We start from the raw sequence: 15,112 nt of genomic DNA on the forward strand, positions 1-15,112 counted from the left end.
ATGCTCCAGGCCTGTCGTGAGCTGAACAGGGCGCTTGCGCTTTTCTTATCCCTCAGAATAAGGATGCTGTATATCGGTGTCAGGGTCGTCGTGGGGTGGATGGGCGCCGTCCATTTGTCTTGGTAAATCCTGATGGAGCGATTTAAATTCATAATTATAGGCACTATATTTGCGCTGACCTTCTCGCCACGGCGTACTCTTATTCTGAACAGGCTCATCTTTGCGAATTGGTGATCCATAAGGACCCTCCGGGTATTCCTGTGCCGTTAGAAAGTTCCTTTGGGCTGCTACAGTGGATAGCTCCGTATATTTTTTTGAATCCTTTTCTGCCATGTTTTCACGCTCCTTAATACATACTAGTATGTCGTCGGGAGTGAAAAACATGTGGTCAAAATTGAACCACTTCCATTAAGAAGGATCTTAATTCCTCCGCATCTTCTTCATTTAATTGGAAAGCAAACTCTACATAGCCTTCCTCTTCCAAATCATTTGGGCCAATGATGGCAAAGCGGCTTCCTTGCATATCAAGTACAAGTGACTTGCCATAGTGTCGGTTGCTTTGAACAATCGCTAAATCAAATCGCTGGTTTTCACCAACAAAGCTGACAAATCTTGTTTTTGTATCTTCTGTATCATCGTATAAGAAAAAACGTTCTTTCATAAAATAGGTCTCCTTTAAGGTTATGACTATTAATCATCTTCTTTATAGTATCAAATTTCGAACTATGTTGGGAGAGTTTCTGAAAAAACACGAATACTGTCAAATTGTGTTACAATATAGACGGTATGACTACATAGATATGACCAAGTGAAGGAAGTGGATGGGATGTATTTTGTTGATCGGGAAAAAATTGAAGCCTTGTTAGTTTATTTAGAAAAACTAATCAATCTCTTCGGAAGCCAAAAGGTTTGGTCAACCCCACTTGAAAAAGCAGCACTAGAGCGCTTGAACCAAATGATGATTGAGTCTGTATTGGATATTGGAAATGCGATGATCGACGGTTTTATCATGCGTGATCCTGGCAGCTATGAGGATATTATCGACATACTAATCGATGAAAAGGTGGTCTCCGCTGAAACGGGAATTGGATTAAAAGTTATTGTTCAATATCGAAAAAAACTTGTCCAATTTTATACAGAAATTGACCATAAAGAATTGCAGGAGCAATTTTCAAAATATCTTCCTGAGTTGGAAACCTTTACGACAAATGTCCGTACATATTTAGTCAATGAATTAGGACCAGTTTCCGCATTTAAAAACTAATAGAGACCGCTTACCCGGTCTTTTTCTTAAGCAAAAAATATGTTTGAGGAGTGAATTTTATTGAAAAAATATAAAGGCTATTTAATTGATTTAGATGGGACGATGTACAGGGGCGCAGAACGGATTGAGGCTGCCTCAGATTTTGTCAAAAGACTTCGGGATCAATGTCTGCCTTACTTATTCGTGACAAATAATTCATCCCGAACGCCGGCACAAGTCGCTGAGAAATTGCTAGCCTTTGATATCCCAGCCGAAGAAAAGCTTGTGTTTACAACTAGCCAAGCGACCGCTAATTTCATTTATGAACGAAAAAATGATGCTTCTGTTTATGTCATTGGTGAAGAAGGAATCCGAACGGCTCTGGCCGAAAAAGGGCTTTCCATGGCCGGAGAACATGCCGATTATGTTGTCGTTGGGATTGACCGCTCCATCAGCTATGAAAAATTAGCTGTTGCCTGCCTAGCCGTGCGCAACGGGGCGACTTTTATTTCGACAAATGGTGACATAGCGATTCCCACCGAACGAGGGCTCCTTCCCGGGAATGGATCACTTACATCCGTTATCACTGTATCCACACAAACCGAGCCGATTTTTATTGGCAAGCCTGAGTCAATTATTATGGAACAGGCCTTAAGCGTTTTAGGAACGTCCAAAGATGAAACGTTAATGGTTGGCGATTATTATGATACCGATATATTAGCGGGAATGAATGCGGGGATGGACACTTTATTAGTACATACGGGTGTAACCTCAAAGGAATCGCTTGCAGGCTATGACCGTTTGCCGACCTATGCAATTGATACATTGGATCAATGGGAACTATAAGAAAAGGATGGAGACGTCTCCATCCTTTTCTTATTTCTTTTCTTTCTCTGCCCGGGCCGCCCGGTGAGCCAGTCTGCTCGATGCAGCGGCGGCAATTGCCCCAACGATATCATCTAAAAAAGTATGACATTCTCCCGTTGATTTATCATTTAAATGCGCTAAAATTCCTGGTTTTTGTTTATCAATATATCCATAATTGGTAAAGCCGATGGAGCCATATACATTCACAATCGATAAGGCAAGAATTTCATCGACACCGTAAAGGCTTTCATCTGACCCAATAATCGATTGAAGGGGTTCCTCAAGCATCCCTTTTTCAGCAAGCATGTCAAGCTGAATTCCTGTGATAACGGCGTTTTGAACCTCACGTTTTGAAAGTACGCGCTCCACATTGGCAATACAGTCTTCCATTTTTAGGTTTTCATGATATTTTTCCTGTAAATAAAATACCAAGTCGGCAATATCCTGAATTTCGACACCTCGTTCTTTAATCCATCTTCGTGCAGTTTCTTCGGTAAGATCTACTATTTTGTCGTCTGCCATTTCTTTGATCACCTTTTCTCCTGGATTTTCACTATATATATACGCTATTTCCATAATATATGCAAATTCAGCATAAAAAAACAGCTCCAAAATTGCATCATTTTCACTATATTTCTCATGGCTTCTTTTTAAAAAAACAGCAAAGACATCAAGTTTTTCAATGATCATACATATACATGACTGTAGAAGATAGTAAGGATAGAGGTGGGAACCTAATGCTGCAGAAGATGCTTGAAGATCAATATGGAATTACTGCCCAGGAATATGTGAAATTAGAGGCTTATGATGCACTAAGAGGAAATGGCTGGCTATATTTAATCTCTAATCCAACCGGCAGGGAAGAGGAAGATATTAGCGAACTCGAGAAAATTGCCCAGCACTTAAGAAATAATGGGGATCAAAATGTCTCCATCTTTTTGCCATCAAAGGATGGGAATTTAATTGCGACATGGGAGCAAAATAAATATTGTGTATTAGCGAATCGGCAAACAGAGGAGCAGCGAAAAATAAGATTGGGGCGGAAGCTGGCCAAGTTTCATGAACGCGGCAGGAGTGTTCCTTTTCAAATTGAAAGGTCAAGCAGGATTGGGCAATGGAAGTCATTATGGGAAAAACGGCTCGAACAAATGGAGGGCGTATGGAATGGTCTTCTTTTTCAAACTCCTGAGGATGAGTTTGAAAGAATATTTATCGAATCCTTTCCCTATTATCTCGGCTTAACGGAGAATGCCATTCAATACTTAGTTGATACCGAGCTTGATGAAGAACCGTTAGAAACGGATAGCGGCACCGTTTGCCATGAGCGATTTACAAAGAGAACATGGGGGCCCCATCAAAATTATGTGATTAAAAATCCTTTTGATTGGGTTTTTGACCATCGCAGCCGAGATCTGGCTGAGTGGACAAGGGAGCGCTATTTTCGTAATTTCCAAACCTATGATGTGGATTTAAAGCAATTCTTTGAGGAATACCAAAGCATTGTCCCATTGTCTTCCTTTTCATGGCGCTTATTATATTCTCGGCTGATCTTCCCCCTCCATTATTTCGAATGTATTGAGAATTATTATATTACCCGCTCGGAGCAGGACAAGAAGGTTCTTGAGGAACAATTAAGTAAAATCTTACGACAATCAGGTGAATATGAACGATTTTTAGCAGGGTTCTATCAAATATCGGGTGCACCCATTAAACGGTTTAATCTCCCCCATCTTGAATGGCTTTACAAATAAGCAGGATAACTTTTTAATAACCCCGAGTATGATAAAATAAAATAGAGTAAATAATTTTCATCGTATGAACTGAAGAAAGGAAATTACCATGAAACCTTACATTTATATAACTAGAAAGCTTCCGGATACAGTTGCCGAGGCAATCACACAAAAATACGAAGTCAAGATGTGGGAAAAGGAAGATATTCCGGTTCCGAGAGAGGTATTACTCTCTGAAGCAAAGAGAGCAGATGCACTCTTCACCGTGTTATCTGATTCCATTGATAAAGAGGTGTTAACAGCTGGGAAGAATTTAAAGGTTGTTGCAAACCTTGCCGTTGGATTCGACAATATTGATGTGAAAACGGCGAGCGAAGAAGGGATAGCTGTTTGTAACACTCCAGATGTATTAACAGATACCACAGCGGATTTAACTTTCGGGTTGCTGATGGCAACAGCGCGCAGGGTTGTTGAAGCGGCAGAGTTTGTCAAAGAGGGAAAATGGAAGAGCTGGAGCCCGTTATTGTTGGCTGGTCATGATATTCATCATAAAACCATTGGGATTGTCGGCATGGGGAAAATTGGCGAAACAGTGGCAAAGCGGGCCACAGGTTTTGAAATGAACATCTTGTACCATAACCGGACAAGGAAGCCGGAGGTCGAACAGCGGCTGGGGGCTGCTTACGTTAGCTTTAATGAACTTGTCGAGCAGTCGGATTTTATCGTCTGTCTAACGCCGCTTACAGGAGAAACAAAAAACATGTTTACCCGTGATGTATTTAAAAAGATGAAGCAGTCAGCAATATTTATCAATGCTTCAAGAGGTCCGGTTATTGATGAGCAGGCCTTATATGATGCTTTATCAGCGGGGGAAATCGCCGGGGCAGGGCTTGATGTTTTTGAAAAAGAACCAATCGATGCCGGCCATCCACTGCTAAAGCTTGTCAATGTCGTTGCGCTGCCGCATATCGGCAGCTCTAGTGTGGAGACCAGAATGACGATGATGCAGCTCTGCATCGATAATATCGAAGCCGTATTAGTAGGGAAAGCGCCAAAAACACTTGTAAATAAAGATTGGATGCCCTTAGTAAGAGCTTAATCATATATAAAAAGCGATTGCCGTTGATGGCAATCGCTTTTATCATTCATTAGAAAACTTGTTCTACTTCTACAACACCAGGGACCTCTTCTAAAAGTGCTCTTTCGATGCCGGCTTTTAGGGTGATTGTAGAACTTGGGCAGCTGCCGCATGCACCTAGTAGGCGGAGTTTAACAATCCCTTCCTCTACATCTACTAATTCACAATCCCCGCCATCGCGAAGAAGAAATGGACGTAATTTATCTAGTACTTCTTGAACTTGCTCCAACATTTCTTGTTCAGCCAAATTAATCGACTCCCTTCCTATACCTACATTATAATGTCATCGCCGTTAAAAATCCATTCTCAGAAATTAGGAAGTGAAACAATTTAAGACATTTTCTTAGTTTTTACAGTGATATTATTATAAAATAAGAAGAAAAAGACAGGAATGGTTTTTATGAATAAGAATGAAGTGGAAATTGTTCTATATGGTGCCGAAACTTTATGCCCAAGCTGTGTGAATTTACCTTCTTCAAAAGAAACCTTTGAATGGCTCGATGCGGCAATTGCCAGAAAGTTCCCCGACCAGCCGGTTAAAATGACCTATGTCGATATACATCAGCCTAATGGTGAGAGCGACAAGGTTAATTTTGCCCAAAAAGTCATTGAAGAGGACATGTTTTACCCGGTAGTTGTCATTAAAAACAAAATCGTTGGTGAGGGAAACCCGCGTTTAAAGACCATCTTTTCGGAGCTCGAGAAATATGGATATCAAGCGATTTGAAAAAGAAGCATTCCAATTGTGATTGGAATGCTTCTTTTTATCCCTGGTGAAACTTGTACATCCACAGGATGCCTGATTTTAATATACGGGCGACTCGTCCTGTGATGGGACGGTCTGCCATCATCCCGAACCCATGCTTTTTCCCAAGGGAACCGAGGATACCTTTGAGTTTAATTTGCGGGAAGGAAGCAGGAGGCTCCTCGCCTTTCCACCGCCGCTTTAATACTTCAACAATCTGTTCAGCTTGTCCTTCTGCTAGTTGTGCACTTGGAGCATGTGGAAGGCTGGCACAGTCACCGACGATAAAAATATGTTCATCATTGGGCAAATGGTGAAGTGGCGTGATAACCATTCTGCCCATTCGATCCTTTTCCCCATCCATATTACGGACAATTTCATTGGCTTGAATACCAGCTGTCCAAACAACTACATCACAAGGGATCTGCTGATCGTGATTGTACAAAGAATTTTCATCTACTTTGGTGATATTCGAATGATTAATAATTTCAACATTATTTTTGTTAAACCAATTTTCAACATATTTACTTAACCGTTCTGGAAATGCTGAGAGAATATGGTTTCCTCTATCAAATAATTTAATGTTTAGATCCGTTCGGCTTTCACTCAATTCACTTGCTAACTCCACTCCGCTAAGACCTGCCCCAACAATACCTACTACAGAGCCTGGACCAAGATTGTTTAAGACTGAATAGGTAAGCCGGGCCTTTTCAATATTTTGGATACTGTAGGTGAATTTGTCTGCACCAGGGACATCATGGTATTTATCTTCGCATCCAAGACCAATAATAAGCTCATCATAAGCTATTGGTTCCGCATTTTTTAACAATATTTTTCTATCTGTGGTTTCGATGCTGATTACCTCTCCGTATTTTACTGCTAATCGAGGATGTTCCGGAAAGGCAACACGAATTTCTTTGTCAGAAATAGTTCCAGCCGCTAAGGCGTAGTACTCCGTTTTTAAACAATGGTATGGGACGCGGTCAACAAGTGTAATCTGCACGTCCTCTGGTAAATGGTTGGGAAGAAGTTCGTTCAATATTTTCATTCCGCCGTATCCACCACCAAGAATGACAAGGTTTTTCATTTTTTATTCCCCTTTGATTATCCGGTTTTCATAGGTGTGTATAAAAACTAACTATTTGAATACGATTCCGGTTGTTCTTTAACACATACGAGTATATCTAAATTGTGTCAAAATCACAACATTTTTCATCCCTATCTTGACATTTACACCTATTACATGGTAATTGACGAAGTGGGCTAAATGGAGTAGGATAATTAGTTGTGGAGAGGTGAAAGCAATGATTCAACCCATCATTGAATTTTGTATAAGCAACCTGGCAAATGGTGCTCAAAGGGCACTTGAAAAATTACAAAAAGATCCTAACTTGGATATTATCGAATATGGATGTCTCGGATATTGCGGAAAATGTGCCACCACTCTTTATGCTCTTGTTAACGGCGAAGTAGTAACAGGAATGACAGCAGATGAGCTGGTTGATAACATTTATCAATATTTAGAGGAAAATCCGATGTTTTAAATTAGAGGGAGCGTCACTGCTCCCTTTTTATAGTTGTATCATATGCTAATTATGAGAATCTAAACAGTTGAGTCCTGTAAACGAAGTGTATATACTATATTAAAAGCCTTTCAAAAAGGGGGAGTCATGATGAGTAAAGATACTGTTATTTTAACTGAAGCCGCGTCACTCCACATTAAAGAGATGATGAAGCATAATGAAGAAGAGGGTGCACTGTTACGGGTCAGCGTTAAAGGCGGCGGCTGCAGCGGGTTATCCTATGGAATGGGCTTTGAACATGATGTGAATGAAGATGACCTTCATTTCGAACAATATGGAATTCAAGTATTAGTTGATAAAGAAAGTGCCTCCATCTTACAAGGAACGACAATTGATTATAAAGAATCGATGATGGGCGGCGGATTTACGATTGAAAACCCGAATGCGATCGCATCCTGTGGATGTGGGTCTTCCTTCAAGACAGCAACGGCGTCTGGAACACCTGAGGAATGCTAGGTTAGAGAAAATAAAGGCGCCCGATAGCGGGCGCCTTTTGCTAAAAAGGAAAATAAATTATTGAGTTTTGAGAAATGTCCAGTTCCAGCACCCAGCGGCTAGTGGACTTCGCTCTTTTCCCTACGATAAGTCAACATCGAAGCGACTATAGCTCCGTGTTTCCTTTATCTCAGTCAAAGCGCTCCAGTCGATACGCCGCTAAACGGGTGCTTCCGCTTTTCTTACTTATTAAACATTGATGAACTATGCATTGGCTGAACTTTTGCTTTTGGATCGATATAGGATTTGGCATTATTTACCGCTGTTGGTGCTTCACCAAAGCCACAGGCAATTAATTTCACTTTCCCATCATATGTGCATATATCTCCAGCCGCATAAATTCCTGGTGTATTCGTTTCCATTTTTGAATTAACGACAATCGAGTTCTTTTCGATTTCTAGACCCCATTCCTTAATTGGTCCAAGAGAAGAAACGAATCCATAGTTACAAATAACAGCATCGACATCAATGGTTACCTTTTCATCACCATTGGTACCTTCAAGGACTACTTGCTTAATGCCGTTTTCATCGCCAATTAATTCAGCAGGAACATAAGGCGTTTTTACATCGACTTTTGAATTATATAAGTTTTCTACACTATGTTCGTGGGCACGGAATTTATCTCTACGGTGAACAAGGGAAACTTTTTCCGCAATTGGCTCAAGCATTAAGGCCCAATCGACTGCGGAATCGCCGCCGCCAAATACAACTACCTTTTGACCGGCAAATTGATTTAAATCTTCAATAAAATAGTAAAGATTTTTGCGCTCGTATTGAACAGCACTTTCAAGCTCGAGACGACGCGGTTGGAAGGCACCGTTCCCAGCAGTAATAATAATCGTCTTTGAATAGTGAACTTCATTATTGGTCGTTAATTTGAATGTTCCATCTTCTTGTTTTTCTAACTTTTCAACAGATTGTTCAAGCGCTACAGTTGGTGCAAACTTCCTCATCTGTTCTTTTAAATTATTTATCAATTCTTGTGCTCGGATTTTTGGAAAACCGGCAACATCATAAATATATTTTTCCGGATAAAGCGCTGACAATTGACCGCCCAATTGTGGCAAGCTTTCTATGATTTTTACTGAGGCTTGTCTCATTCCTCCGTAAAAGGCAGTAAATAGACCGGTAGGACCGCCGCCAATGATTGTAATATCATAAACTTTTTGATTCTCTTGCACTCCGTATCCCCCCAATAGTAGTAACATCTCCAATCACTATAATATCATAAACTAAAAAAATGCTCACATCTTTATAGGCTAATATATATTGTAAGAAAAAATTTCATATTAAAGACCTGCAAGTCCTAGAATGTGAATATTTCTAATATATTTAAGTTAAATAATTTACATAAATCGCTTGAAAATAGAGTGAAAGTAGCATAAGATGTATTGTGGATATATTGTTAAATTTTTGTGACAAAAAGAGTACATTTTTATGGCCATTGGGAAGTTATGACATCCTAATCGCTCGTAAATCTGCTAAAACCACTGTTTTTTCTATGCGCTTGCAAATCAGATCGTTTTTTTTGACCTTATTCGTGAATTATATCACATACGTTTTGCCATTTCGCAAAATAAAAATGGGTAAAGCAGTGGAAGATAAGAAAAAAAGGGTTCATTCAAAAAATACTATAAAGGTGGAAGTGATCACTTTGAGAAAGCCTAAGATTGTTATAATTGGTGCTGGATACGGTGGACTTATGACAACAGTTCGCTTACAAAAGTTAATTGGTGTAAATGAAGCGGATATTGTATTAGTGAATAAGAATGACTACCATTATGAAACCACATGGTTACATGAGGCTTCAGCAGGTACGTTGCATCATGATAAAGTACGATATAATATTAGTGATGTCATTGACCGTAGTAAGGTAGAATTTGTACAAGATACGGTAATAGAGATTAACAAAGAAGAAAAGAAGGTTATTTTAGAAAAAGGTGAAGTCAGTTATGACTACCTTGTGATTGCGCTTGGCGGCGAACCGGAAACGTTTGGAATTAAAGGTTTAAAAGAATATGCATTTGGAATTTCCAATATAAATTCATCACGTCAATTGCGTGAGCATATTGAATACCAATTTGCCACATATAATATGGAAGAAGTAAAGGACGACAATCGTTTGTCGCTTGTTGTCGGTGGGGCCGGATTCACGGGGATTGAATTCCTTGGCGAATTAACGAACCGCATTCCTGAATTATGCCATGAATATGATGTCGATTTTCATAAAGTAAAAATTACTTGTGTGGAAGCAGCACCAACCGTATTGCCTGGATTCGATCCAGAATTAGTGAATTATGCAGTTTCACAGCTTGAACGTAAAGGTGTCGAGTTTCTAATTGGAACGGCCATTAAGGAAGCCACTCCTGAAGGGATTTTTGTCGCAAAAGGTGAGGATGAGCCGCGAGAAATTAAGGCGGGTACTGTTATCTGGGCCGCTGGAATTCGTGGGAACGCCGTTATTGAAAAATCCGGGTTTGAAGCAATGAGAGGCCGGGTGAAGGTTCAACCGGATCTTCGTGTTCCGGGATTCGAGGATGTCTTCATGATTGGTGACAGCTCCCTGATGATTAATGAGGAAATTAATCGTCCGTATCCTCCTACTGCACAAATCGCGATGCAGCAGGGTGAAGTTTGTGCCCGCAATATTGCAGCCTTAGTTCGTAATAAAACGGAATTAGAAACCTTTACCTTCGATAATAAAGGAACGGTTTGCTCACTTGGTGATGATGATGCCATTGGGGTTGTTTTTGGTAAAAAGATAACTGGAACCAAGGCATCCATCATGAAAAAAGTCGTCGATAATCGTGCCCTTTACATGATTGGCGGCGCAGGTCTCGTCTTGAAAAAAGGAAAATTAAACCTATATAAATAAGTAGCAAATGAAAAAGGACAGCGAGCGATGCTGTCCTTTTTTTGGTATTATAAAGCAGGGGTGTTTTAATGAGTAATCGTGAAAAACGCGGAAAGGTTTGGTTAGCTGTTTCCGGATTAGTTAAGTCGAGTCGGGGCGAGTGGCTGGTTGTAAAGAAAAGATACGGAGGATTAAAGGGCCAATGGTCATTGCCAGCAGGATTCGTCGATGAAGGAGAAACGGCAGATGAAGCCGTTATAAGAGAGGTAAAGGAAGAAACCGGAATATCATGTCAGGTAAAGGGACTGCTGGGGCTTAGAACAGGTGTTATACACGGGGAAATCAGCGATAATATGATGGTATTTTTACTGGAACCAAACGGAGAGGGAGGAGTCATCCACCAGGAAACGGAACTCTACGATGCCTGCTACATGGCGCCGGAAATGCTCCTTCAGGAAAAGGATGCTTCCATATTGCTAAAATACCTTATTAAAGAAAATGAATCCTGTCTCAAACCTGGTATCGACGGCCTTAACCCGGGCGATCAGTTCGGGTATACTGCTTATAAATTATTTTTGTAATTTTTAGAAAATTTACGTAACAGCTCGGAAATGAAAGAAAACTTCCATTGTATCCGTTTTCCTTCGGGAATTTGCTCGAATTCAGCACTTTTCTTTTTCTAGAATTCTTGTTATATTATCAGAAAATTAAATTAATATAACAAGGGGGATAATTAAGATGGCAGTTAAAAGCTTAGATACAAAAAATTGTGATTATTGCTCTGGGAATGGATATTTTCAATTGGTGCTCGGGGGCTCAGAAACTTGTTCTTGTTGCGAGGGCACCGGCAAGAAGGAAAAATAAGGGCATTAACTTTTATTATTAACAGCCAATACTAACGTCTTGAACTGCTTCTTCGAATCTATTTTCGGAGGGCTATTTTTTTCTATTTGCAAAGCGCCAATAGGTTAAAATTTATTCGTTTTTATTGACTCCCTTTTCGACATTCAGTACACTAAATGTTGATGTATAAAGGGGGAATCTCTGGTGCAAATGAGCATCGTTGTCTTAGTCATATCGATGTTATTATTTTTTGTATTATTTTTTGGAATTGGCTTTATCCTAAATATGCTTCTGCGGATGTCATGGGTTATGGCGATAGTGTACCCAATTGTGGCCATTTTAATTGTCGATAAAGTAAGTTTTAGTGAATATTTTACAAATAGTAAATTGGCCTTTCAAGAGCTTGGTCACAGGTTTAGTTCCCTAGCAACTGCAGATATTCTTATCTTGTTATGTGGACTTGCTGGAGCGGTCGGGGCTGGTTTTACAATCAAGTTATTACGAAAAAATGGATACCAAATGTTTTAAGACTGTTTACCCTGGGGTGAATGGTCTTTTTTTTTGTTAAACATGCCTGTTGATTTTCGCTCAAGAAGCTTCGCTTTCCGCGGGCGGTCCGGGGAGCCTCCTCGGCGCTTTCGCGCCTGCGGGGTCTCCCCTGCCCCTTCCTCCCGCAGGAGTCTCGCGCCTTCCGCTCCAATCAACATAGTTACAAAATCAACAAGACCTTTACACAGCAGTTCTAAAAATTTTTTTATCTTCTTTTTGTATAATTCCCTACAGCTTGGGAATGAATATTTTGGGAGGAGTGAAAATTTTGATGAACAAAATTAAATGTTGGGCAAAGCGTTTTGCCTTTGTATGTCTTTTCATAATGGCATTATTAGCAACCTTTCAATCAATTTCTGGTGTAAATGCACAATTGCTATTTACTCAATTGGCATCTGTTATCACGTCGAGTGAGACCGTTTCTGGAACAGCGCCACCGTTAGAAGAGGCCTTTGATTGGTCAAAGTACCCTAAACATACAGTTACAGCTACAGGCTATACAGCAGGTTATGAATCGACAGGGAAAAATGAGGGCCATCCCGAATATGGGATCACCTATTCAGGTGTAAAAGTAAAACGTGATCTATTTTCAACCGTTGCAGCCGATTTAACCGTTTTTCCAATCGGAACGATTCTGTTTATTCCAGGCTATGGATATGGGGTCGTTGCTGACAAAGGGGGAGCGATTAAAGGGAATGAATTGGACCTTTATTATAAAACGGTTGAGGATGTTTATAAACTTTGGGGGAAAAAGAAGGTTGATGTCTATGTGGTTGAAAAAGGAAATGGGAAACTGACAGAGCGGCAGCTGCAGGCATTAAATGAAGATAAAGCGCTGCAAGTATTTCGCCAGCAATATATTAGCTCGGAAAAAAGATAGAGCAGGCCTTGTGCCTGTTTTTTGCTGTTATGGTAGGATGGGGGAGAGGAATCCATTATATGGGCATGAGGGGGACCCCTGTTTGATCAATGACTATCCGATTGAATACTATGAGTTTTTTGTCAGCTTCAATGAAGGGGATTATTATACTTGCCATGATTTACTTGAAGAAATGTGGATGACCGATAAGGATAATTTATTTTTAAAGGGTCTCCTGCAAATGAGTGTGGCCATCTACCATTATAGCTATGGGAATGTCAAAGGGGCGCGGCTGATGATGCAGACGTCCCACGACTATTTGAAAGGGTACCGCCCTAAGTTCTGGGGACTAGATTTGGAGAAGGTCTATCCGTTTATTGAACAAAGTCTTTCGGTATTCCCGAAGGATATTGATAAAGTTCCATATGATAAGGTTAGCGGCTTGCCGGAGCTACCCCATTTGTTGTTGTACTTGGAAGATAATTAGCTACTCGAAATAAACAATCCTTTTCGATATAATGAAGGAGACTAACACGGAGGTGGAGTGAACATGTTTCATGTGAAAAAGGAATTAGAACTAGCGGCTGAACATGAAGGTTTAGTTATTGGTCTTTTTGATAAACCGGAAAAGTTCGCAGGAAAACTAACAATGCTTGATGAATCGTTCGATGGACAGCTTACAGAACTGGTGAAGTCTGGTGACATATCAGGCAAATTAAAGAGCATTAATAAAGTACATAGCTTTGGTAAAATCGGTGCGAAGCGCATTTGGTTTGTGGGTCTGGGAAAAGAAAAGGAATTAAACTTTGATAAGCTTAAAGAGGTATTCGGTAAGCTTTTTAAAGAAGTGAAAGCAAGTAAGCTGGAAGAAACAGCTTTTTACTTAGATTCATTTGTGACCGAGCAGCTAGATGGCCTAGACGCCGCTCATGCTTTGAGTGAAGCGTTTGCCCTCGCCACTTACCAATTTGAGGGCTACAGGCAAAAGTCTAATGAACCGGAGAAAAAGCTTGAGCATGTGACGATTTATAGTGAAGATTTTAATGAAGAGGATATCGAGATATCTCTGACTGTTGGTTACGCTTTTGGAAAAGGGACGAATTCAGCTCGAACCCTTGTCAACATCCCTGGTAATTTACTTACGGCAACAGACATGGCTAATTACGCAAAGGAACTTGCTGCAAAGTATGACTTCGAGGTGGAAATCTTAGATAAGCCTGAGATTGAAAAGCTCGGAATGGGTGCGTTTCTTGCTGTTAACCAGGGATCAACCGAGCCTCCTAAGATGATTGTCCTGAAATATCAAGGAAAAGATGAATGGAAAGACGTTATTGGTTTGGTAGGAAAAGGTGTTACCTTTGATACGGGCGGTTACTCTATTAAAACAAAAGCGGGAATCGTCGGGATGAAAACAGATATGGGAGGAGCAGCAGCTGTCCTCGGTGCCATGGAAATCATCGGCGAAATTAGACCTGAGCAAAACGTGGTCGCTGTCATTCCGTCAACGGATAATATGATTAGCGGGGGCGCTTTTAAGCCGGATGACGTGATTACGTCCATGAGCGGCAAAACAATTGAGGTGTTAAATACGGACGCGGAGGGCCGTCTTGTGTTGGCGGATGCAGTTACCTATGCGAAGCAGCATGGTGCCAATTATTTAGTTGATGTTGCCACATTAACTGGGGGAGTAATTACGGCACTCGGCCTCCATACTACTGGGGCCATGACTAATCATGATCAGTTATTTGAACAGGTTCGAGGGGCTTCAGTGGAAGCAGGCGAGCCAATGTGGCAATTGCCATTGTTTGAAAGTGAAATAGAGCGAGTCCGAAACAGCAAAGTGGCGGACTTAAATAATTCTCCTGGCAGTGAAGGCCATGCCCTTGTTGCCGGTGCGTTTATCGGTGAATTTGCTGAAGGAACTCCGTGGGTCCACTTAGATATTGCCGGGACTGCTACCTCAGGAAAGGCTTATGATCTTGGTCCAGCAGGTGCAACCGGCGTGATGACACGGACGCTTGCCTTATTTGTCGAACGGTTTGAACCAATTGGGGAATAATCATTTTCTGCAGTATTGGGTTTAAAGGAAGCTGCTTTTAGGTGCAAAAAATCGTATGTGAAATGGCGTGTGATTCTGTCACACGTCATTTTTATGTTAAAAATATCTAGAGTTCCCGAGGGAGCCGAATTTTTTCGCGTGACGAGC

At 40.7% G+C, this 15,112-nt stretch carries 20 protein-coding genes; 14 read left to right on the plus strand and 6 right to left on the minus strand.

From position 1 onward, the window contains the following. Positions 1-45: 45 nt before the first annotated feature. Together BSO02S_RS09365 and BSO02S_RS09370 are read right to left on the minus strand one after the other, a co-directional pair. The gene (locus tag BSO02S_RS09365) at positions 46-333 is read right to left on the minus strand and encodes a cytosolic protein (RefSeq protein ID WP_066065854.1); all 288 of its coding nucleotides are present in this window, start codon (positions 331-333) and stop codon (positions 46-48) included. Between the two features lie 55 nt (positions 334-388). Further along, positions 389-661 (minus strand): DUF3055 domain-containing protein, encoded by a 273-nt coding sequence (locus BSO02S_RS09370; protein WP_066065856.1) that lies wholly within the window; start codon positions 659-661, stop codon positions 389-391. A gap of 165 nt (positions 662-826) precedes the next feature. Between BSO02S_RS09370 and BSO02S_RS09375 the strand changes: the two genes are divergently transcribed. Both BSO02S_RS09375 and nucF read left to right on the plus strand, forming a co-directional pair. Beyond that, on the plus strand, positions 827-1,264 hold the full coding sequence (locus BSO02S_RS09375; protein ID WP_066065859.1) for a DUF86 domain-containing protein: 438 nt from the start codon (positions 827-829) through the stop codon (positions 1,262-1,264). A 60-nt stretch (positions 1,265-1,324) separates the two neighbouring features. Next, positions 1,325-2,089 carry a 5' nucleotidase NucF gene (nucF, locus tag BSO02S_RS09380; protein WP_066065862.1) on the plus strand — a complete coding sequence of 255 codons (765 nt, stop codon included), beginning with the start codon at positions 1,325-1,327 and terminating at the stop codon, positions 2,087-2,089. Positions 2,090-2,119: 30 nt separating this feature from the next. Here nucF and BSO02S_RS09385 read toward each other — a convergent pair whose 3' ends face one another. Then, positions 2,120-2,632 (minus strand): phosphatidylglycerophosphatase A family protein, encoded by a 513-nt coding sequence (locus tag BSO02S_RS09385; RefSeq protein ID WP_066065903.1) that lies wholly within the window; start codon positions 2,630-2,632, stop codon positions 2,120-2,122. A 215-nt stretch (positions 2,633-2,847) separates the two neighbouring features. Between BSO02S_RS09385 and yutH the strand changes: the two genes are divergently transcribed. Continuing rightward, a complete protein-coding gene (yutH, locus tag BSO02S_RS09390; RefSeq protein WP_066065864.1) occupies positions 2,848-3,861 on the plus strand; it encodes a spore coat putative kinase YutH in 1,014 nt (337 codons plus the stop codon). An 88-nt stretch (positions 3,862-3,949) separates the two neighbouring features. Beyond that, complete coding sequence (locus BSO02S_RS09395) at positions 3,950-4,939, plus strand: 2-hydroxyacid dehydrogenase (protein WP_066065869.1); 990 nt, start codon at positions 3,950-3,952, stop codon at positions 4,937-4,939. 49 nt (positions 4,940-4,988) lie between these two features. Here the strand turns inward: BSO02S_RS09395 and BSO02S_RS09400 are convergent, their stop codons facing one another. Beyond that, a complete protein-coding gene (locus BSO02S_RS09400; RefSeq protein WP_235846895.1) occupies positions 4,989-5,210 on the minus strand; it encodes a NifU family protein in 222 nt (73 codons plus the stop codon). A 168-nt stretch (positions 5,211-5,378) separates the two neighbouring features. On the opposite strand from BSO02S_RS09400, the gene BSO02S_RS09405 reads away from it, so the two are divergent. Beyond that, on the plus strand, positions 5,379-5,705 hold the full coding sequence (locus tag BSO02S_RS09405) for a YuzD family protein (RefSeq protein WP_066065876.1): 327 nt from the start codon (positions 5,379-5,381) through the stop codon (positions 5,703-5,705). Positions 5,706-5,742: 37 nt separating this feature from the next. Here the strand turns inward: BSO02S_RS09405 and BSO02S_RS09410 are convergent, their stop codons facing one another. Further along, entirely contained in the window at positions 5,743-6,810 is a 1,068-nt protein-coding gene (locus BSO02S_RS09410; protein ID WP_066065879.1) for an NAD(P)/FAD-dependent oxidoreductase, read from the minus strand. A gap of 217 nt (positions 6,811-7,027) precedes the next feature. Here BSO02S_RS09410 and BSO02S_RS09415 point away from each other — a divergent pair, with 217 nt between their 5' ends. Then, positions 7,028-7,267 (plus strand): YuzB family protein, encoded by a 240-nt coding sequence (locus BSO02S_RS09415; protein ID WP_066065883.1) that lies wholly within the window; start codon positions 7,028-7,030, stop codon positions 7,265-7,267. Positions 7,268-7,396: 129 nt separating this feature from the next. Then, a complete protein-coding gene (locus BSO02S_RS09420; RefSeq protein WP_066065886.1) occupies positions 7,397-7,762 on the plus strand; it encodes a HesB/IscA family protein in 366 nt (121 codons plus the stop codon). A 221-nt stretch (positions 7,763-7,983) separates the two neighbouring features. Here BSO02S_RS09420 and BSO02S_RS09425 read toward each other — a convergent pair whose 3' ends face one another. Next, on the minus strand, positions 7,984-8,982 hold the full coding sequence (locus BSO02S_RS09425) for an NAD(P)/FAD-dependent oxidoreductase (protein WP_066065889.1): 999 nt from the start codon (positions 8,980-8,982) through the stop codon (positions 7,984-7,986). A gap of 473 nt (positions 8,983-9,455) precedes the next feature. Between BSO02S_RS09425 and BSO02S_RS09430 the strand changes: the two genes are divergently transcribed. The 7 genes from BSO02S_RS09430 to BSO02S_RS09460 all read left to right on the plus strand — a co-directional run bounded on the left by BSO02S_RS09430 (position 9,456) and on the right by BSO02S_RS09460 (position 14,965). Further along, entirely contained in the window at positions 9,456-10,676 is a 1,221-nt protein-coding gene (locus BSO02S_RS09430; protein WP_066065906.1) for an NAD(P)/FAD-dependent oxidoreductase, read from the plus strand. Positions 10,677-10,744: 68 nt separating this feature from the next. Further along, positions 10,745-11,236 carry an NUDIX domain-containing protein gene (locus BSO02S_RS09435; RefSeq protein ID WP_066065890.1) on the plus strand — a complete coding sequence of 164 codons (492 nt, stop codon included), beginning with the start codon at positions 10,745-10,747 and terminating at the stop codon, positions 11,234-11,236. Between the two features lie 157 nt (positions 11,237-11,393). Continuing rightward, positions 11,394-11,519: a YuiA family protein gene (locus BSO02S_RS27520; protein WP_169802739.1), complete on the plus strand. Its 126-nt coding sequence runs from the start codon at positions 11,394-11,396 to the stop codon at positions 11,517-11,519. Positions 11,520-11,702: 183 nt separating this feature from the next. After that, positions 11,703-12,026: a YuiB family protein gene (locus tag BSO02S_RS09440; RefSeq protein WP_066065893.1), complete on the plus strand. Its 324-nt coding sequence runs from the start codon at positions 11,703-11,705 to the stop codon at positions 12,024-12,026. Positions 12,027-12,318: 292 nt separating this feature from the next. Further along, on the plus strand, positions 12,319-12,927 hold the full coding sequence (gene spsC / locus BSO02S_RS09450; RefSeq protein WP_066065897.1) for a stationary phase survival protein SpsC: 609 nt from the start codon (positions 12,319-12,321) through the stop codon (positions 12,925-12,927). 85 nt (positions 12,928-13,012) lie between these two features. Beyond that, positions 13,013-13,393, plus strand: a complete 381-nt coding sequence (locus tag BSO02S_RS09455; protein WP_066065909.1) for a DUF309 domain-containing protein — start codon at positions 13,013-13,015, stop codon at positions 13,391-13,393. A 63-nt stretch (positions 13,394-13,456) separates the two neighbouring features. Next, positions 13,457-14,965 carry a leucyl aminopeptidase gene (locus tag BSO02S_RS09460; protein WP_066065900.1) on the plus strand — a complete coding sequence of 503 codons (1,509 nt, stop codon included), beginning with the start codon at positions 13,457-13,459 and terminating at the stop codon, positions 14,963-14,965. Positions 14,966-15,112: the final 147 nt, after the last annotated feature.

This window comes from Neobacillus soli NBRC 102451 (genome assembly GCF_001591665.1).
Taxonomy (GTDB): Bacteria; Bacillota; Bacilli; order Bacillales; family Cytobacillaceae; genus Neobacillus; species Neobacillus soli.

Coding starts and splice junctions, on each gene's coding strand:
- BSO02S_RS09365 (WP_066065854.1), bottom strand. CDS start 333: ATGGCAGAAAAGGATTCAAAAAAATATACGGAGCTATCCACTGTAGCA.
- BSO02S_RS09370 (WP_066065856.1), bottom strand. CDS start 661: ATGAAAGAACGTTTTTTCTTATACGATGATACAGAAGATACAAAAACA.
- BSO02S_RS09375 (WP_066065859.1), top strand. CDS start 827: ATGTATTTTGTTGATCGGGAAAAAATTGAAGCCTTGTTAGTTTATTTA.
- BSO02S_RS09385 (WP_066065903.1), bottom strand. CDS start 2,632: ATGGCAGACGACAAAATAGTAGATCTTACCGAAGAAACTGCACGAAGA.
- yutH (WP_066065864.1), top strand. CDS start 2,848: ATGCTGCAGAAGATGCTTGAAGATCAATATGGAATTACTGCCCAGGAA.
- BSO02S_RS09395 (WP_066065869.1), top strand. CDS start 3,950: ATGAAACCTTACATTTATATAACTAGAAAGCTTCCGGATACAGTTGCC.
- BSO02S_RS09400 (WP_235846895.1), bottom strand. CDS start 5,210: ATGTTGGAGCAAGTTCAAGAAGTACTAGATAAATTACGTCCATTTCTT.
- BSO02S_RS09405 (WP_066065876.1), top strand. CDS start 5,379: ATGAATAAGAATGAAGTGGAAATTGTTCTATATGGTGCCGAAACTTTA.
- BSO02S_RS09410 (WP_066065879.1), bottom strand. CDS start 6,810: ATGAAAAACCTTGTCATTCTTGGTGGTGGATACGGCGGAATGAAAATA.
- BSO02S_RS09415 (WP_066065883.1), top strand. CDS start 7,028: ATGATTCAACCCATCATTGAATTTTGTATAAGCAACCTGGCAAATGGT.
- BSO02S_RS09420 (WP_066065886.1), top strand. CDS start 7,397: ATGAGTAAAGATACTGTTATTTTAACTGAAGCCGCGTCACTCCACATT.
- BSO02S_RS09435 (WP_066065890.1), top strand. CDS start 10,745: ATGAGTAATCGTGAAAAACGCGGAAAGGTTTGGTTAGCTGTTTCCGGA.
- BSO02S_RS27520 (WP_169802739.1), top strand. CDS start 11,394: ATGGCAGTTAAAAGCTTAGATACAAAAAATTGTGATTATTGCTCTGGG.
- spsC (WP_066065897.1), top strand. CDS start 12,319: ATGAACAAAATTAAATGTTGGGCAAAGCGTTTTGCCTTTGTATGTCTT.
- BSO02S_RS09460 (WP_066065900.1), top strand. CDS start 13,457: ATGTTTCATGTGAAAAAGGAATTAGAACTAGCGGCTGAACATGAAGGT.